The 17,166-nt window shown below is 64.4% G+C and carries 14 protein-coding genes and 2 pseudogenes; 6 read left to right on the forward strand and 10 right to left on the reverse strand.

Going from position 1 to position 17,166, the window contains the following annotated elements; all coding sequences use genetic code 11:
- Positions 1 to 111: 111 nt before the first annotated feature.
- From NKH29_RS19475 to NKH29_RS19485, 3 genes and pseudogenes are all read left to right on the forward strand, one after another.
- Complete coding sequence (locus NKH29_RS19475; RefSeq protein ID WP_023716485.1) at positions 112 to 1,005, forward strand: NAD(P)/FAD-dependent oxidoreductase; 894 nt, start codon at positions 112 to 114, stop codon at positions 1,003 to 1,005.
- 21 nt (positions 1,006 to 1,026) lie between these two features.
- Positions 1,027 to 1,499, forward strand: a pseudogene (locus tag NKH29_RS19480) (methyltransferase family protein).
- 222 nt (positions 1,500 to 1,721) lie between these two features.
- Positions 1,722 to 1,883 carry a hypothetical protein gene (locus NKH29_RS19485; protein ID WP_352852445.1) on the forward strand — a complete coding sequence of 54 codons (162 nt, stop codon included), beginning with the start codon at positions 1,722 to 1,724 and terminating at the stop codon, positions 1,881 to 1,883.
- Positions 1,884 to 1,976: 93 nt separating this feature from the next.
- Here NKH29_RS19485 and NKH29_RS19490 read toward each other — a convergent pair whose 3' ends face one another.
- The 5 genes from NKH29_RS19490 to hisS form a co-directional block, all read right to left on the reverse strand.
- Entirely contained in the window at positions 1,977 to 3,080 is a 1,104-nt protein-coding gene (locus tag NKH29_RS19490; RefSeq protein ID WP_352852444.1) for a calcium:cation antiporter, read from the reverse strand.
- Between the two features lie 82 nt (positions 3,081 to 3,162).
- Entirely contained in the window at positions 3,163 to 4,929 is a 1,767-nt protein-coding gene (locus tag NKH29_RS19495; protein WP_352852443.1) for an AMP-binding protein, read from the reverse strand.
- Between the two features lie 498 nt (positions 4,930 to 5,427).
- Entirely contained in the window at positions 5,428 to 6,129 is a 702-nt protein-coding gene (gene hisG, locus NKH29_RS19500; RefSeq protein ID WP_352592594.1) for an ATP phosphoribosyltransferase, read from the reverse strand.
- Positions 6,126 to 7,241: an ATP phosphoribosyltransferase regulatory subunit gene (locus NKH29_RS19505; RefSeq protein WP_352817634.1), complete on the reverse strand. Its 1,116-nt coding sequence runs from the start codon at positions 7,239 to 7,241 to the stop codon at positions 6,126 to 6,128. The genes hisG and NKH29_RS19505 overlap by 4 nt, the downstream gene beginning before the upstream one ends.
- A 171-nt stretch (positions 7,242 to 7,412) precedes the next feature.
- Positions 7,413 to 8,972, reverse strand: coding sequence for a histidine--tRNA ligase (hisS, locus tag NKH29_RS19510; protein WP_352817632.1), 1,560 nt, complete (start codon positions 8,970 to 8,972; stop codon positions 7,413 to 7,415).
- 210 nt (positions 8,973 to 9,182) lie between these two features.
- On the opposite strand from hisS, the gene NKH29_RS19515 reads away from it, so the two are divergent.
- Positions 9,183 to 9,437 (forward strand): hypothetical protein, encoded by a 255-nt coding sequence (locus NKH29_RS19515; protein ID WP_023716478.1) that lies wholly within the window; start codon positions 9,183 to 9,185, stop codon positions 9,435 to 9,437.
- 169 nt (positions 9,438 to 9,606) lie between these two features.
- Here NKH29_RS19515 and NKH29_RS19520 read toward each other — a convergent pair whose 3' ends face one another.
- The gene (locus NKH29_RS19520; RefSeq protein WP_023716477.1) at positions 9,607 to 10,242 is read right to left on the reverse strand and encodes a DNA-3-methyladenine glycosylase I; all 636 of its coding nucleotides are present in this window, start codon (positions 10,240 to 10,242) and stop codon (positions 9,607 to 9,609) included.
- A gap of 222 nt (positions 10,243 to 10,464) precedes the next feature.
- Between NKH29_RS19520 and NKH29_RS19525 the strand changes: the two genes are divergently transcribed.
- Both NKH29_RS19525 and NKH29_RS19530 read left to right on the forward strand, forming a co-directional pair.
- The gene (locus NKH29_RS19525; RefSeq protein ID WP_023716476.1) at positions 10,465 to 11,199 is read left to right on the forward strand and encodes a L,D-transpeptidase; all 735 of its coding nucleotides are present in this window, start codon (positions 10,465 to 10,467) and stop codon (positions 11,197 to 11,199) included.
- 274 nt (positions 11,200 to 11,473) lie between these two features.
- A pseudogene (locus NKH29_RS19530) lies at positions 11,474 to 12,393 on the forward strand (bifunctional 5,10-methylenetetrahydrofolate dehydrogenase/5,10-methenyltetrahydrofolate cyclohydrolase).
- A gap of 12 nt (positions 12,394 to 12,405) precedes the next feature.
- Here the strand turns inward: NKH29_RS19530 and glcF are convergent.
- The 4 genes from glcF to NKH29_RS19550 form a co-directional block, all read right to left on the reverse strand.
- Positions 12,406 to 13,737 (reverse strand): glycolate oxidase subunit GlcF, encoded by a 1,332-nt coding sequence (gene glcF / locus NKH29_RS19535; RefSeq protein ID WP_023716474.1) that lies wholly within the window; start codon positions 13,735 to 13,737, stop codon positions 12,406 to 12,408.
- A 68-nt stretch (positions 13,738 to 13,805) separates the two neighbouring features.
- Positions 13,806 to 14,189 carry a DUF4870 family protein gene (locus NKH29_RS19540; protein ID WP_023716473.1) on the reverse strand — a complete coding sequence of 128 codons (384 nt, stop codon included), beginning with the start codon at positions 14,187 to 14,189 and terminating at the stop codon, positions 13,806 to 13,808.
- The gene (locus NKH29_RS19545) at positions 14,186 to 15,442 is read right to left on the reverse strand and encodes an FAD-binding protein (protein ID WP_023716472.1); all 1,257 of its coding nucleotides are present in this window, start codon (positions 15,440 to 15,442) and stop codon (positions 14,186 to 14,188) included. The genes NKH29_RS19540 and NKH29_RS19545 overlap by 4 nt, the downstream gene beginning before the upstream one ends.
- A gap of 222 nt (positions 15,443 to 15,664) precedes the next feature.
- Positions 15,665 to 17,161, reverse strand: a complete 1,497-nt coding sequence (locus tag NKH29_RS19550) for an FAD-linked oxidase C-terminal domain-containing protein (RefSeq protein ID WP_352493848.1) — start codon at positions 17,159 to 17,161, stop codon at positions 15,665 to 15,667.
- Positions 17,162 to 17,166: the final 5 nt, after the last annotated feature.

The following is a 17,166-nucleotide window of genomic DNA, read 5'->3' on the forward strand; positions in this document are numbered from 1 at the left end:
AATTCCAGTCCTTGACAGTATCATAATTCTTGAATTACGATACCACGCAGTGTCAAAAATGTGCAAGCCAGGCCCAAGCCAACCCCTCATCCACATACGGAGCCCATCACCATGGATGACGTCATCATCATCGGCGGCAGCTTTGCCGGTCTCGCCGCCGCCCTGCAGCTCGGCCGTGCCCGCCGCAAGGTCACCGTTCTCGATACCGGCCTGCCGCGCAACCGCTTCGCCGGCCACTCGCATGGTCTGCTCGGCCACGATCACAAGCCACCGCTGGACATCCTGGCCGAAGCGCGGCAGCAGCTGGCGCGCTATCCCACGATCAGGCTGGTCAATGCCCGGGCCGACAGGGTCTCCGGCGCCATCGACGATTTCTCTGTCCTCACTGGCGCTGGCGAAAGCCTTGGGGCGCTGCGACTGATCCTGAGCTATGGCGTTGCCGACCAGATGCCTGATGTTCCGGGCTTTGCCGAAGGCTGGGGCACGTCCATCGTACCCTGCCCCTATTGCGATGGCTTTGAAGTCGCCGGCCAGCATTGGGGCCTCGTCTGGTCCGGCCCGCCGTCGCACAATTATGTCAGGCTGTACCACGACTGGACCGACACGTTGACGGTCTTCGCCGATGGTCACGACATTGCACCCGATATCCGGGCCGATCTGGCGCGCCGCAACATACCTGTCGTTGATGGCCGGATCACCGAAATCGCCCGCCACAGGGGCCACAATGCCACCGTCAAGCTCGATACCGCCCCCGATGTCGCAGTCGATATCTTGTTCGCGCATCCGCGCAACAAGCCGTCCGCAAGCCTGCATGAATCACTGGGACTCGCCACGGTCAATACGCCCCTCGGCATCGCCCTGAAGGCCGACGAGCGCCGCGAAACCAGCATACCCGGAATGTACGCCGCCGGCGATCTTGCAAACCCAGCCATGGCTTCGGTCACCACAGCAATATCGCAGGGCGCGACGGCGGGTATCTCAGCCCAGCAGTCGATGCTTGTTTGAGAGCACAGATTGGAGATGAGCATGGCCGTCGAACCGGACAGCGCGGGTGTGCGCTTCCCTCCGCCCTTCGTCTATCTAGGAGCGCTGCTGTTGGGGCTGGCGGCGGAGCGGTTCGTCACCCTGCGCTCTTTCGGCATCGACTGGCGGTTGCTGGTCGCGACGGGCGCGCTGCTGTTCGTTGCCGGCGCGGCGATGATGCTTGCGGCGGCGGGGCTGTTCCGGCGGCTAGGCACCAACGTTCCGCCGTCGCAGCCAACGACCTCATCGCAACGACCGGTCCTTATCGGTGGACCCGCAATCCCATGTATCTCGGCATGGCGCTTATCTATTCCGGCCTTGCGATCGGCTTCGACGGGCCGATCGCCTTCGCCTTGCTCCCGTTGGTGCTGATCGCGATCCAGACGCAGGTGATCGCCCGCGAGGAGCGCTATCTCGAAGCGAAGTTCGGCGACGACTACCGCCGCTACAAGGCCGAGGTTCGCCGCTGGCTCTGACCATTCCGCCGCTGCCGCCTGCGGGGCCTTCTGATAAACCAGCACCGGCTTCCTTGCCGCGAGCTATCATATTCTGAAGGTTGCGGGCCGGTGTCACGGAAACCGACTGCCGGCTGACGCAGTACACCCGGCACCTGAGGAGACGCACATGTCCAAAACCAGAGACACCGAGGCCAGCATCAGGATCGCTCGTCCGACCGCTCTTGGAGAAGCCTGACACACATGGAGTTCGAACACGTCACCTTCGACCTGCCACACTGCACCTTTCACGCGCTGCAGGGTGGTGATCCCGATGGTCAACCGACGCTCGTCTTGCACGGCTTGCCGCCACAAAATGAGCCGTCGACGCACCGCACACCGATGTCTGCTTTCGAGAAGCGGTGACCAAGAGCGGACAGACCGCCACCGGCCCATATTGAGACGTTCAAGCAGTTTTCCTAACCTATCCGCCTCTGACCGCCCACCTCCCCCACCCCCTCACGGCACAAATATCAAAAACACATACGTGCAAAACACCACCAGATGCACCAAGCCGGTCAGGAACGTCGTCCTCTCGGTGCTAAAGCTCACATTGCAGATGAAAAGCGCCAAGACCAAAAGCACCACGTCGGTCGCCGGCAGCCCCAGGGTCAGCCCTCTTCCGGTCAGCAGGCTGGCGGCGGCGATGCCTGGTATTGTCAGGCCGATCGTGGCGCAGGCCGAACCCATGGCGACGTTCAGGCCGCGCTGCAGCTCGTTGTTGAGTGCGGCGCGAACCGCCGAGATGGCTTCCGGCATCAAGACCAGCCCGGCGATCATTGCGCCGACAATGGCGTCGGCCTGGGGCACCTGATAGGCGACGAGCGCATCTTCGACGCTGGCGGCGACCTGTTCGGCCAGCATGACGATGCCGATCAGCCCGATCAGCAGGAGCACAGCGCTAGCGGCAATGCTTTCGTGGGCCTCGGTTTGCGCCGCGGCGCCATGTGCTTGTCCGTCGATGAAATCGTCGCGGTGGCGGACAGTCTGCGCGAACAGAAAACCGGCATAAAGCAGCACTGAAAGCACGCTGACGAAGCCAAGTTGCGCCGCCGAAAACGTGCCGGGATCGGTGGTTCGCGTGTAGGTCGGCAGGATAAGCGTCATGACGCTCAGCGCGACCAGCACCGCCAGATAGGCGCTGGTCCCTTGGCGGACGATCGCCTGCTTGCGATGGCGCCAGCCGCCAAACGTCAGACACATGCCGACAACGCCGGTCGAGGTGATCATCACCGTCGAGAAGACGGACTCGCGTGCCAGCGTCGGGTTGTTGGCTCCATGCAGCATGATGGAAACGATGATCGACACTTCGATTGCCGTTACGGCGATGGTCAGCACCAACGTGCCGTACGGCTCGCCAACACGCCGAGCCACCGCCTCGGCGTGTTCGAGCACGACGAAAATGGTGGTGAACATCATCGCGCTCGAAAGCGCGCCGATAAATATCCTGGTGCCAAGCGACCCTTCGTCCACCGACACCCCGCTGGCCCTGACCGCGACAGCCATCGCCAGGGCGGCCAACGGCATGCCGTAGGAAACCGCCGATCTTGCGAAACCACTCATTCCAAGCCCCTTCCGCAAGCCGTGTTGCAGGTCCCTTCTGGGCAAGCCCCTTCTGCGAACCCTGCGAAAGCCTGAAGCGCGCTCAAGCCGTCTTCTGCGTCACCAATCCCAGTTCATCGATCATCGCCTGGCGCATCAGGTATTTCTGCGGCTTGCCGGTCACCGTCATCGGCAATTCGGTGCGGAAGCGGATGTAGCGCGGGATCTTGAAGTGGGCGATCTGGCCGGCGCAGAAGGCCTTGATGTCCTGCTCCGTGGCGATCTGGCCCGGCTTGAGCACGATCCAGGCGCACAGCTCCTCGCCGTATTTCGGGTCGGGAATGCCGAACACCTGCACCTCCTTGACCTTGGGGTGGCGATAGAGGAATTCCTCGACCTCGCGCGGATAGACGTTCTCGCCGCCGCGGATGACCATGTCCTTGACCCGGCCGACGATGTTGCAATAGCCCTCGGCATCGATTGTGGCGAGGTCGCCGGTGTGCATCCAGCCGTCGGCGTCGACCGCCTCGCGGGTCTTCTGCTCGTCGTCCCAATAGCCCTTCATCACGGAATAGCCGCGCGTGCAGAGCTCGCCCGGCGCGCCAACGGCGACGGTGGCACCTTCCGCGTCGATGGCCTTGACCTCGACATGCGGATGGACGCGGCCGACGGTCGATACGCGCTTTTCCAGGGGGTCGTCGACGCTGCTCTGGAACGACACCGGGCTGGTCTCGGTCATGCCATAGGCGATCGTCACCTCGGCCATATGCATCAGCGACACCACCTTCTTCATCACCTCGATCGGGCATGGCGAGCCGGCCATGATGCCGGTGCGCAGGCTGGTGAGATCGAAGGAGGCGAACTCCGGATGATCGAGCAGGCCGACGAACATTGTCGGCACGCCGTAGAGCGCGGTGCAGCGTTCCGTTGCCACCGCCTTCAGCGTGGCGCCGGCATCGAAACCCTCGCTCGGGAAAACCATGGTCGCGCCTTTGGTGACGCAGCCCATCGTTCCCATCGACATGCCGAAGCAGTGGTAGAGCGGCACCGGGATGCACAGCAGGTCGTCGACGGTGAGCCGGATCGCCGCGGTGACGAAATTGCCGTTGTTGACGATGTTGTTGTGAGTCAGCGTCGCGCCCTTCGGCGCGCCGGTCGTGCCGCTGGTGAACTGGATGTTGATGGCGTCGTCCGGTTTCAGCCCGTCGGAGATGCGGTCCAGCTTGTCATGCTCGTCGCGCCCGGCCATTGCCAGCACGTCGGCGAAATTGAACATGCCCGGCGAATTCTCCTCGTCCATGCGGATGACGGTCTTCAGCGCCGGCAGTCTGTTGGCGTCGAGCTTGCCCGGCGCCGCCTTGGCGATCTCCGGCGCCAGCGTCTCGATCATGCCGAGATAGTCGGAGCTCTTGAACTTGGCGGCGGTGACCAGCGCTCGGCAACCGACCTTGTTCAAGGCATATTCCAGCTCGACCAGCCGGTAGGCCGGGTTGATGTTGACCAGGATCAGGCCGATGCGGGCGGTGGCGAATTGCGTCACCAGCCATTCCCAGCGGTTCGGCGACCAGATGCCGACGCGGTCGCCTTTCTCGAGGCCGAGCACCAGGAAGCCGGCGGCGAGCGCATCGACGGTGTCCGACAGTTCCTCCCAGGTAAAGCGCTTGTCCTGCTCGACGAAGACGGCGGCATCGAGCGTGCCGTATCTGCCGACCGTATCGGCAAACAGCGCCGGGATGGTCAGGTTGAGCAACGGCACGCTGCGGTCACCGGAGACATGCGCCGTGCCGTCAACCGGCGCAATGAACGAACCGCCATCGCGCTTGCCGCGCAGGTTGGTTGCATTCTTCAACTCGTCGAGATTGATCGGCATCGCCGTGTCCTCCGCAGACAGAACGAGCCTATCAGCCCGGCGGGGTGGTGGAAATCCCGTCGATGGTAGGGCTGGGGTTGGAACTCGCCCTGTCAGGGCCGAAAACAAAAAAACCCGCCACGGCGGGCGGGTGTTCGGGGCCAATTGGCACCATAGCGAGATTAGTAGCATAGCTGCCGGCACAAAGCAAGAACAAAATTGCTGTACATCAGGAAAATCGCTTCGGGTCGGTGCCGCGGCTAGACCGCTGGATCCAACGTTAGTGGTTGGCAAAGGCCGAGGCGATATCCGATCTCCCCCCTTGCGGGTGAGATGCCCGGCAGGGCAGAGGGGGGGCGAAGGATCGCCAAGTTCGACTTCAGCACCCCCAACCGGGAACGGATGAGGCTCTGATTGGCTGACAGGTCGGCGGGACAGCACCCCCCTCTGGCCTGCCGGCCATCTCCCCCGCAAGGAGGGAGATTGGCAGCTTGGCCGACGGCGCCTGCTCCGCAATCGTCAACTCGAGTTCACCAACGCCATCCTGGCCGCAATATCGCGCAAGATCGCCTCGTCGGCCGGAGCGCGCATCTTCCGCGACGCCACGAGACAGGCCTGCGAGCGCAGGATCACGCCGTCGGCGAGCACCTTGAGATGGTTGGCGCGCAGCGTCGCGCCTGACGTGGTGATGTCGACGACGATGTCGGCCAATCCGGCCGCCGGCGCGCCTTCGGTGGCGCCGAGGCTTTCGACGATGCGGTAGACCTGGATGCCGTGCTTTTGCGAAAAGAATTGCTGGGTCAGGCGCCAGTATTTGGTGGCGATCCTGAGCCGCCGGCCATGGCGCTGGCGAAAATCGGCGGCGACGTCGTCGAGGTCGGCCATGGTGTCGACGTCGAGCCAGATGTCGGGCACGGCGACGACGACGTCGGCATTGCCGAAACCGAGGCGGGCGATGATTTCGGCGCGTGCCTCGCAGTCGGCGAGGTTTTCGCGCAGCAGGTCCTCGCCGGTGATGCCGAGATCGACCGAGCCCTGGCCGATTTCGCCTGCGATCTCGGAAGCCGACAGGAAGGCTATCTCGACGCTGTCCAGGCCATCGATGCGGGCGCGGTATTTGCGCTCGTCGCCGGGCAGGCTGACGGCAAGCCCGGCCTTGGCCAGCACCTCCAGCGCCTGCTCCTTGAGCCGGCCCTTCGATGGGATCGCCAGCGTGATCATGGCGCTGTCTCCCGCAGCGCCTCGATGCGGTCGAGCCAGACAGAAAAACCGACGCCGGGGATCGGCGTCTTGGCGCCGAGCAGCGTCAGCAGCCGGTCGTAGCGGCCACCACCGGCCAGCGGCCGGTCGCCGCCTTGCGCCGCGACCTCGAAGACGAGGCCAGTGTAATAATCGAGCGGGCGGCCGAAGGCGGCATCGTAGCTGATTTCAGACATCGGCAGACCGAGGCTTTCGATTGCCGCGGCGCGGGCGGCAAAATTCTCCAGCGCAGTTCCCAGCGAAAGCCCGGCATCGGCGGCAAAACTTGCGAGCGCCCCGGCGGCGCTATCTAGCGGCACGTCGATCGCCAGGAAACCCTTCAAAGCCGCAAATGCCTCGTTCGACAGCCGGACGCTGCGCAGTTCGGCTTTCTCGATCAGCCGCCGCGCAATCTCGGACGGCGAACGCCCGGCCGTTGCCGACAGGCCGGCCTCTTCCATGCCGCCGGCGATATGCGCCGAAAGAGCCTCCAGATCGCCGTCGAGGACAAGCGCTGCCACCGCGCCGGCGATCTGGCTGTTGCGCGGCGGATTGGCGAGGTCGGCAAGCGCCGCTTCCAGCATTGGCGCCGAGCCGAAGGCGCGGGCCAGCCGCATGCGCCAGCCGCGCGGCAGGCCAAGCGCTGCCAGCACCGCCTCGAAAATGGTCTGGTCGCCAAGCGTCACCGCCAGGTCCCGGCCGGGCAGCACCAGCGAAAGCAGCGCATGCGCGTCGGCCAGCGAACGCGCGTCGGCGGCGGCCGTGTCGCGGTCGCCGAGGTCCTCGATGCCGGCCTGGAAGAATTCGTTGCCGCCCTCGCGGCGCTGGCGAAACACCTCGCCGAGATAGGAATAGCGGCGCGGCGTGCCGGCCTGGCTGGCAATGTGGTCGAGGCAGACCGGAATGGTGAATTCCGGCCGCAGGCAAAGCGTCTGCCCGGTCTCGCTTTCGGTGAGAAAAATCCGCCGGCGCAAATCCTCGCCCGCCATGTCGAGGAACGGATCGGCCGGCTGAAGCACGGCGACCTCGACCGCATGGGTGTTGCGCGCGGCGAAGAGCGTCGCGATATCGGATGCGATGGCGGGGGAGGTCATGGCAGGCGCCCTTCCCTTCTCCTCTTGTGGGAGAAGGTGGATTGGCGCGGAGCGCCAAGACGGATGAGGGGTGCCGGAAGAAATGAGGCGTCGGCGTTCCCTGGAACACCCCTCATCCGTCCGAGCTTCGCTCGGCCACCTTCTCCCACAAGGGGAGAAGGGAGCGGCGCCCTACTTGCCACGCGCCCGCTCCTCGGCCTGCGCCGCCAGTATCTTCTTCACCTCGGCGACCAGATCGCCTTCCGCCACGGTCACCTGCGCCGGCCGTGCGGCGCGCCATTCGGCGTTGTCGGCGATCTCGGCCGACATCTTGGCGCCTTCGATCAGGTCCTTGATCTGCAGCTCGCCCTTGGCGCGCTCGTCGCCGCCCTGAATGATGGCGACCGGGCTGCCGCGGCGGTCGGCATATTTCAGCTGCGCCTTCATGCCGGCGCCGCCGAGATACATTTCGGAGCGGATGCCGGCGGCGCGCAGCTCGGCGACCATCTTCTGGTAGCGGCCGAGGCTTTCCGTATCCTTGTCCATGGTCAGCACGACGACCGGCGCGATCACATCCGAAATGTCGAGCTTGCCGAGGTTCTTCAGCGCCGTCATCAAGCGGGAGACGCCGATCGAAAAACCGGTCGCCGGCACCGGCTCGCCGCGGAAACGCGAGACCAGACCGTCATAACGGCCGCCGCCGCCGACCGAGCCGAAGCGCACGATCTGGCCGTCCTCATTGGGGATCTCGGCCAGCAGCTCAGCCTCGTAGACCGGGCCGGTGTAATATTCGAGGCCACGCACGACGGAGGGGTCGATGCGGATGCGGTCTTCACCGTAGCCGCTTTGTGCGACCATGGTTCTTATCTGCTCCAGCTCTGCAAGGCCCTCGACAAACGGCGCATTCGTTATGCCCAGATGTTCGAGTTTCCTTTCCTCGACAAGATTGCTGAGTCCGGGGTTGATGGATCCCAGTGTCTGGACAATTTTTTCGGGATCGTGCTGCGCCATGACTGTGAAATAGCTGATCACAACGTCGATTTGCGCATTATCCAGCCCGGCACCTTTGGTGAAATCACCGCTCTCGTCCTTGCGCCCTGCACCCAAAAGCAGGCGCACGCCCTCGACGCCCAACTTGTCCAGCTTGTCGATCGCGCGCAGCACCTGCAGCCGGCGGCCGGCATTCTCCTCGCCGCCAAGGCCGATCGCCTCCAGCACGCCGTCGAGCACCTTGCGATTGTTGACGCGGATGACGTAGTCGCCGCGCTTGATGCCGAGCGCCTCCATCACATCGGCCATCATCATCGCCATCTCGGCGTCGGCGGCGACGCCCGGCGTGCCGACCGTGTCGGCATCGAACTGCATGAACTGGCGAAAACGGCCGGGACCGGGCTTCTCGTTGCGGAACACCCAGCCGGAGCGATAGCTGCGATAGGGCTTCGGCAGGCGCTCGAAATTTTCGGCGACAAAGCGCGCCATTGGCGCGGTCAGGTCGTAGCGCAGCGACAGCCACTGGTCGTCGTCGTCCTGGAACGAGAACACGCCCTCGTTCGGCCGGTCCTGGTCGGGCAGGAATTTGCCGAGCGCATCGGTGTATTCGATCAGCGGCTGGTCGACCGGCTCGAAACCGTAAAGCTCAAAGACCGAGCGGATCGTCGCCATCATCTTCTCGACGGCGCGCAGATCGTCGGCGCCGCGGTCGACAAAGCCGCGCGGCAGCCGCGCTTTCATCTTTTCGGATTTGTCGGCCATGGGATGGGTACTTTGCTAAGCAATTGGTGACTTATTTCGGGTCGGCGTGTCCTACCGATGCAGCCCGGAGAAGGCAAGGGTTTGCGCTTCTCCTTGCTCCCCCTGCGCGAGAAGGCAAGAAAAAGAAGCTGAAACAATTGCGCCATGCGCGCGGCATCGTGCCGACACAATCCGGGCCGATAAGCGCGCCGAAACAAGGGGTTCGGGGCCATGGCCACGCTACAGAAGTTCGACATCATCGATAGCGGCGCAGGCGACGCCCCGGTCCGGCTGCGGCCGGCCGACAACCATGCGCCAAAAACGACGAAGCAAATCGCGGGACCGTTCGAGATCGCGGCGCAACAGCGCAGCGGGCCGACCATGCGCGACGTGCTGATGACCGGCCTGCTGGTGATCTATCCGGTGTTCGCCGCGCTGGCGGCCATCCTGGCCGGGTTTTTCCTCGCCGGCGCCGGCGGCGCCTGAGCGGCTCTTCCTTCTCCCCCTGTGGGAGAAGGTGGCCGAGCGAAGCTCGATCGGATGAGGGGTGTTCCAGGGAACGCGACGCCTCATTTCTTCCAACACCCCTCAACCGTCTCGGCGCTGCGCGCCGATCCACCTTCTCCCACAACAAGGGGAGAAGGCAAAAGGTCGCTCACTTCGGCCGTTTGAACGCTTTCCGCTCCGCCTCGACCGGTTCCCGGCAGACGCAGCCCTCGAGATGGTCGTTGACCAGCCCCATCGCCTGCATGAAAGCGTAGACGGTGGTCGGGCCGACAAAGCTCCAGCCGCGCTTCTTCAGCTCCTTCGAAATGCGAACCGAAACTGCCGTCGTCGGATTGGCGCGCAGATGGGCGAGGTCGACGATCTCGGGGCGCTCGTCCGGGCCGGGCTCGAACTTCCAGAACCAGGCGGCCAGCGAGCCGGCCTCGTCGATGAGTTCGCGGGCGCGTTTGGCGTTGTTGATGGTCGAAACGATCTTGCCGCGGTGACGGATGATGCCGGCATTGCCGAGCAGGCGCTCGACATCGGCGTCGGTGAAGGCGGCGATCTTGTCGACATCGAAGCCGGCGAAGGCCTCGCGGAAATTGTCGCGCTTGCGCAATATGGTCAGCCAGGACAGGCCCGACTGAAAGCCTTCGAGGCAGATCTTTTCGAACAGCCGGCGATCGTCGGCGACCGGCCGGCCCCATTCGTGGTCGTGGTAGTGCAGATAATCCGGCAGGTTGCCGTGCCAGAAGCAGCGGGCGATGCCGTCGGGACCAGCAATCAGACCTGTCTTTTCGTCCATGGCGGAATTCCGTTCGTGTCTTGGCGTTAACGCGTTTTGAAGCGGCCTTTACCGCGGCTTTACCAGATTCCTGAACCGGGCGGTAACCACACCAAAAGGTTTACTGACAGACAGGCATTTTACGCATTCCGATTCATGTTTCGGTTGCCGCTTCGCGCCCAATGTCGCGGAAATCGGGGAGGCTTTGCGCCCCGGCATGTTCGACGATCAAGGTGCGATCCGATGAAGATATTCTTGTTCCCACTGTTCGGCGCCGCGGCCGTGCTTGCCGTCGGCGCCGCCAATGCCAACGACCGCTATGCCGAGAGGCCGCCGGTGGTAGTCAGCCCCGATCTTTCGGCGCCCTGGGTGCTGCAGCTCGGCCATGCGCCGGGCATCGTGCGGCAGAGCCGGCAGGAAGCGCAGTCGCTACGGCGCTACCGGCGGCAAGCTGAACCCGATCAGTTGCGCACCGCAGCGGTGCAGGCGCCGGCCAAACGCATGGTGATGCGGCCGCAGATCGATCCCGTCTATTTGCCGCAGGAAGTCGCCTATGACGGCCCGCAGAAGCCGGGCACGATCGTCATCGATACGAGAGAGAATTTCCTCTATCTGGTCGAGAAGAACGGCAAGGCGCGGCGCTACGGCGTCGGCACCGGCAAGCCGGGCTTCGAATGGTCCGGCACTCACAAGATCACCAACAAGCGGGTCTGGCCGGACTGGCGGCCGCCGGCGGTGATGATCGCCCGCGAAGCCGCAAAGGGCCGTTATCTGCCAACCTATCTCGCCGGCGGCATGGAAAACCCGCTCGGCGCACGCGCGCTCTATCTCGGCTCGACCGAATACCGCATCCACGGCACCAACCAGCCCTGGACCATCGGCGGCGCGGTGTCGTCGGGCTGCATCCGCATGCGCAACGAGGATGTGGTCGATCTTTACGAACGCGTGAATATCGGAACAACGGTGGTGGTGATATAGTTGCCGCGACGAATCATCTGGTCTAGAAAGACATTAGCTTTGGCTTTCTGAGGCCAGATGAATAAACAACGGGGGACGGGCCGTGTGGGGATGCGGCCAGTCACGAAAGGGCAGCGCGGCAAGCCGTGCTGCCCTTTTTGTTTCCGCCAGCGAGAATTGACGAAGATTTCGCCGGCACGTCGCGCGACAGGCATAGCGGTTCGCTTTTCGCGCTGCCTTTTCGCCGTCCCTTTGCTATGTGGCAGCCAAAATTCCAGACAAAGGCCCTATCTCGATGTCCCTCTCCGATGACAGCCGCTATCTCAAGGGCGGCCCGGTTGCCCAACGCATCATCGCCAGCGTGCGCGAGGACGCGGCGATCGCCACCGCCGAAGGCTTTCCGCCCAAGCTGGTGTCGATCACCGTCGGCGACACAGCGGCGGTCGACATCTATGTCCGCAACCAGCGCGCCAAGGCGGGGCTGGCCGGAATCGGCTTCGAGGAGAGGCGCTTTCGCGCCGACATCACTGCCGGCGAACTCGAAGCTGCGATCCACGGCCTCAACGCCGACCCGCGCGTCACCGGCATCATCATCCAGCGACCGGTGCCGGTGCATATCCCGATCAAGACGCTGCAGGCGGCGGTGCATCCACTCAAGGACGTCGAGGGCATGCATCCGGCGTCGATCGGCAACATCGTCTACAACCAGCTCGACCTGGCGCCCTGCACTGCCGCTGCCTCGGTCGAACTGCTCAGGGAAACCGGCCTCGACCTCAAGGGGCTCGAAGTGGTGGTCGTCGGCCACTCCGAGATTGTCGGCAAGCCGATCGCCTTCCTTTTGATGAGCGAAGGCGCGACGGTAACCGTCTGCCATCACATGACACGCTCGGTGGCGGCACACGCACGCCGCGCCGACGCGCTGTTCGTGGCCGTCGGCAAGCCGCGGCTGATCAAGGCCGACATGGTCAAGCCGGGCGCCGCCGTGATTGATATCGGCATCAATTCGAAATCGGACCGGACGGCGAAAGCCGCATCGTCGGCGACGTCGATGCCGAGAGCGTCAGGCACGTCGCGTCGTGGATCACGCCGGTGCCGGGCGGCGTCGGCCCGATCACCGTGGCGATCCTGCTGCGCAACACCATGGTGGCGCTCAGCCGCCAGCGCGCCCGCTACCAGGCAACCTACGGCACGGCGGACAGACTGGCGGCGGAGTAAACCACCGCTGCATCACTCGGCCGCGATGACCGCCCTCTCTTCGCGAACGCCTTCGGGCTTCGGCCCGCCATAGGCCCAGTCGAGCAGCTTTATCGTGTGCACCACCGGCAGCTTGGCGGCGGAGGCGATCTGGGTGATGCAGCCGATATTGCCGGTGGCGACGATTTCAGCGCCGGTCGCCTCGATATTCCTGACCTTGCGGTCGCGCAGCGTCGCCGAAATGCCGGGCTGCAGGATATTGTAGGTGCCGGCCGAACCGCAGCAGAGATGCCCTTCGCGCGGCTCGCGCACGACGAAGCCGGCACGGACCAGAAGCTCCTTCGGCTGGCGGGTGATCTTCTGGCCGTGCTGCATCGAGCAGGCCGAGTGATAGGCGACGATGATGCCCGGTCTACGCACCGGCTGAGGCAGGTCGAGGCTTGCCAGATATTCGGTGATGTCCCTGGCCAGCGCCGAGACGCGCGCGGCCTTGTCGGCGTAGGCAGGATCGAGGCGCAGCATGAAGCCATAATCCTTGATGGTGGTGCCGCAGCCGGATGCGGTGATGATGATGGCGTCGAGTCCGCCTTGCTCGATGGCGCGCGTCCAGGCGTCGACATTCCGTTGGGCCGACGCCAGGGCAGCGTCCTCGCGTCCCATATGATGCACCAATGCGCCGCAGCAGCCCTCGCCCTGCGGGACGACGACCTCGACACCAAGCCGGGTCAGCAGCGAAATCGCCGAGTCGTTGATGCCGGGATCGAGCACCGATTGCGCGCAGCCGGCGAGGATGGCGACGCGGCCATTTTTCTTTGCGCCCTGCCCCGCATGGATGCCCGGCGAAGCCATCGGCGATGCAGCGGGGATGTGCGTTGGAGCGAGCTTCAGCATCGCCGCCAGCGGCTTCAATGCCGAGATTTTCTCGAACAGGCCGGCGAATGGCTGGCCGAGCTTCGCCAGCTTGAGCGCCGCGCGAAAGCGCGAGGGATAAGGCAGCACGAACGCCAGCATGGCGCGCGTCAGGCGATCGGCCAGCGGCCGCCTGTAGGTCTCCTCGATATGGGCGCGGGCGTGGTCGACCAGATGCATGTAGTTGACGCCCGACGGGCAGGTGGTCATGCAGGCGAGGCAGGACAGGCAGCGGTCGATATGGGTGACGATCTCCTTGTCGGCCGGCCGTCCGTTCTCCAGCATGTCCTTGATCAGGTAGATCCGGCCGCGCGGCGAATCCAGCTCGTTGCCGAGCGTCACATAGGTCGGGCAGGTGGCCGTGCAGAAGCCGCAATGCACGCATTTGCGCAGGATCTTCTCCGATTCCGCGACATGCGGATCGGCAAGCTGGGCAAGCGAGAAGGAAGTCTGCACGCAAAAGAATCCTTACCGTTTGAACATGATCTTTTCCCAAAACCGGTACCCACTTTTGGGGATCATGCTCATAATCCCAGGAACCAGCTTTCCGGGTTCTTGACCGCCTCGCCGCGCTGCAGCGCCTGCAGGCCGAGAATGCAGCGGGCGATGAACCAGACCGCGACGGCGACCATCAGCACGACGCCGACGACCACGACCATCAGCAGCGCCGAGATCAGTGCATAGAGCAGGCCGATCCAGAAGGTGCGGATCAGGAATGCGTAATGGCTTTCAACGAAGCCGCCGGCCTTGCCGCGGTTGATATAGGCCAGGACGATGCCGACAATGCCGCTGACGCCGATAACGAGGCCGGCGAGATAGAGGATATAGATGACCAGCGCGTTGGTCGGACCGGGCTCCAGCCAGCGGTCGGTCTGGCGTGACGTACCGTTTTGGCCTGCATCGCTCATTGCGCTCCTCCCTCGGTTGCTGGGGCGAGAGTAGCAGAGCCTGCGCCCGGCGCCATACGCCCGGGATTGAGGATATTCTTCGGGTCGAATTCGGCCTTCAGCCGCGCCGACAGTGCTGCAAGAGGCGGCGCTTGCGGTTCGAACACGGGTATCGCCGCGCGATGCGCAGGGGTTGCGCGAGCCAGCGTGGCATGGCCGCCGCCATGCTTTCTGATCAGCCCGCGCAACAGGCCGGCCTCTGGATCGTCCTGCTGCATGCGCAGCCAGATCAGCCCGCCCTGCCAATCGTAGAAGGCATCGACCGCGGCCTGCATGCGCAGCGCCAGCACCATAAGGTGGCCCTGCGACGGCGCCATCGAGACGCGCCACACCGGCCTTTCGCTGCCATCGGCGAACGGCGCGCAATCGCGGATGTCACGCCAGACAGAATACGAGACCGAACCGGAAATCTCCTGCAGCGGACCGGCGTTTTTCAGCAGGTCTTTCAGCGCCGCGATGCGGTAGGCGACCGACGGGCCGAAACCCTCGATGCGCAGCAGCGTCGCCGCATCGCTGCCGAGACTGCCGCCGGCGACCCGCGCGGCGACCCGTTCAGGAAGATGGGCCGCACTCGACACCTCCGCGCTGGAACCCAGTGCCAGCGCCATGGCGGCGGTGGCATGATCGTCGAGCAGGCCACGGATGGCGAGCGTGACTTCGGTCTCGGCAGCGGGAAGCACCTTGAAGGTGACGTCGGTGAACACCGCCAGCGTGCCCCAGCTGTTGGCCATCAGCTTGGACAGATCATAGCCGGTGACATTCTTGACCACACGGCCGCCCGACTTGAAGGCCTCGCCACGGCCGGAAACGGCCGCGATGCCAAGGATGTGATCGCGCGCAGCCCCGGCCTTCAGCCGCCGCGGGCCGGAAAGGTTCGCGGCCAGCACGCCGCCGATCGTGCCTCGTCCTGGTTCACCGCCGAGCAGCGGGCCGTAGTCCATCGGCTCGAAGGCCAGTTGCTGGCCGTTTTCGGCAAGCAGGCTTTCGATCGCGGCCAGCGGCGTGCCGGCTTTCGCCGACAGCACCAGTTCGGCCGGCTCATAGAGCGTGACGCCGGACAGGTTCGACAGGTCGAGCGTATGCTCGCTCTGCTGCGGCCGGCCGATGCCGCGCTTGGAACCATGGCCGAGGATCTCGAGCGGCGAGTCTTCCGCTGCGGCCCAGGCGATGGTGGAGAGGGTTTCCGCTGATGTGGTCGGGGTGAAGGTGGTCATGCGGCAGAACCACCAGTCGTAAATGACGAGAAGCCGCGATCCTTCCCACCCCCCTCTGTCCTGCCGGACATCTCCCCCGCAAGGGGGGAGATCGGATGTCGCTTAGGCTTTCGCCAACCATCAACGCTTGAAGGCGAGCAGGACGTTGAAGCAGCCAATCTCCCCCCTCGCGGGGGAGATGTCCGGCAGGACAGAGGGGGGTGTCCAAGCGCCAACATACACTCAAAACCTCGGAATGTCCGGAAATGCCAGCTGCCCGCGATGCACGTGCATCCGCCCGAGCTCCGCGCATCGCCTCAGCTGCGGAAATACCTTGCCCGGGTTGAGCAGGTGATTGGGGTCGAAGGCGCATTTGACGCGCATCTGCTGGTCGAGATCGATCTGGTTGAACATTTCCGGCATCAGGTCGCGCTTCTCGACGCCGACCCCGTGCTCACCGGTCAGCACGCCGCCGACCTTGACGCAGAGCCGCAATATGTCGGCGCCGAAACTCTCCGCCTTGTCGAGCTCGCCCGGCACGTTGGCGTCGTAGAGGATCAGCGGATGCAGATTGCCGTCGCCGGCGTGGAAGACATTTGCGACGCCGAGCCCGTATTTCTCCGACAGTTCGCGCATGCCGGCGAGGACGCGCGGCAATTCCTTGCGCGGGATGGTGCCGTCCATGCAGTAATAGTCGGGCGAGATGCGGCCGACCGCCGGGAAGGCTGCCTTGCGGCCGGCCCAGAAACTCAGCCGCTCCTGCTCCGATTGCGAAATGCGGCATGTGGTCGAGCCGTTCCTATAGGCAATGGCTTCGACCAGGCCGATCAGATGGTCGACCTCGACACCCGGCCCGTCCAGCTCGACGATCAGCAGCGCCTCGACATCCAGGGGATAGCCGGCCTGGACGAAATCCTCGGCGGCGTGGATGGCCGGGCGGTCCATCATCTCCATGCCGCCCGGGATGATGCCGGCGCCGATGATGTCGGCGACACATTGGCCGGCTTGCTCGCTGGTCGGGAAGCCGATCAGCAGGGCACGCGCCGTCTCGGGCTTCTTCAAAATGCGGACGGTGACCTCGGTGACGACACCGAGCAATCCTTCGGAGCCGGTCATCACGCCGAGCAGGTCGTAGCCTTCCGCGTCGAGATGGCTGCCGCCGAGGCGCACCACCTCGCCATTCATCAGCACCATCTCGATACCAAGCACATTATTGGCGGTGAGACCGTATTTTAGGCAGTGCACGCCGCCGGAATTTTCCGCGACATTGCCGCCGATCGAGCAGGCGATCTGGGAGGATGGATCGGGGGCGTAATAGAAGCCCTCCTGCTCGACGGCGGTGGTGATGCCGAGATTGGTGACGCCGGGCTGAGCGACGACGATGCGGTTCTGGAAATCGATCTCGAGGATGCGGTTGAAGCGGCTCATCACCAGCAGCACCGCGTCTTCCAGCGGCAGCGCGCCGCCGGAGAGCGAGGTGCCGGAGCCGCGCGGCACGACGCGGATATTGCGGTCACTGCAATATTTCAGCACGCGCGAGACCTGCGCCACGGTTTGCGGCAGCACCACGACCAGCGGCAATTGCCGGTAGGCGGTGAGCCCATCGCTCTCGAAGGCGCGCATCGCATTGGCTGCGTCGACGACGCCCTCGCCCGGCACGATGATGCGCATATCGGCGACGATCTCATCGCGCCGGCGCAGCGTGGCGTCGTCTGGTTTCGGCATCGCAAGACCGGACATCGACA

It is taken from the genome of Mesorhizobium sp. M1295 (assembly GCF_040318135.1).
Classification (GTDB): domain Bacteria; phylum Pseudomonadota; class Alphaproteobacteria; order Rhizobiales; family Rhizobiaceae; genus Mesorhizobium.

Bases quoted from the DNA above. Each gene is read 5' to 3' on its own strand.
- NKH29_RS19475 (WP_023716485.1), top strand. From the start codon at position 112: ATGGATGACGTCATCATCATCGGCGGCAGCTTTGCCGGTCTCGCCGCC.
- NKH29_RS19485 (WP_352852445.1), top strand. From the start codon at position 1,722: ATGGAGTTCGAACACGTCACCTTCGACCTGCCACACTGCACCTTTCAC.
- NKH29_RS19490 (WP_352852444.1), bottom strand. From the start codon at position 3,080: ATGAGTGGTTTCGCAAGATCGGCGGTTTCCTACGGCATGCCGTTGGCC.
- NKH29_RS19495 (WP_352852443.1), bottom strand. From the start codon at position 4,929: ATGCCGATCAATCTCGACGAGTTGAAGAATGCAACCAACCTGCGCGGC.
- hisG (WP_352592594.1), bottom strand. From the start codon at position 6,129: ATGATCACGCTGGCGATCCCATCGAAGGGCCGGCTCAAGGAGCAGGCG.
- NKH29_RS19505 (WP_352817634.1), bottom strand. From the start codon at position 7,241: ATGACCTCCCCCGCCATCGCATCCGATATCGCGACGCTCTTCGCCGCG.
- hisS (WP_352817632.1), bottom strand. From the start codon at position 8,972: ATGGCCGACAAATCCGAAAAGATGAAAGCGCGGCTGCCGCGCGGCTTT.
- NKH29_RS19515 (WP_023716478.1), top strand. From the start codon at position 9,183: ATGGCCACGCTACAGAAGTTCGACATCATCGATAGCGGCGCAGGCGAC.
- NKH29_RS19520 (WP_023716477.1), bottom strand. From the start codon at position 10,242: ATGGACGAAAAGACAGGTCTGATTGCTGGTCCCGACGGCATCGCCCGC.
- NKH29_RS19525 (WP_023716476.1), top strand. From the start codon at position 10,465: ATGAAGATATTCTTGTTCCCACTGTTCGGCGCCGCGGCCGTGCTTGCC.
- NKH29_RS19540 (WP_023716473.1), bottom strand. From the start codon at position 14,189: ATGAGCGATGCAGGCCAAAACGGTACGTCACGCCAGACCGACCGCTGG.
- NKH29_RS19545 (WP_023716472.1), bottom strand. From the start codon at position 15,442: ATGACCACCTTCACCCCGACCACATCAGCGGAAACCCTCTCCACCATC.
- NKH29_RS19550 (WP_352493848.1), bottom strand. From the start codon at position 17,161: ATGTCCGGTCTTGCGATGCCGAAACCAGACGACGCCACGCTGCGCCGG.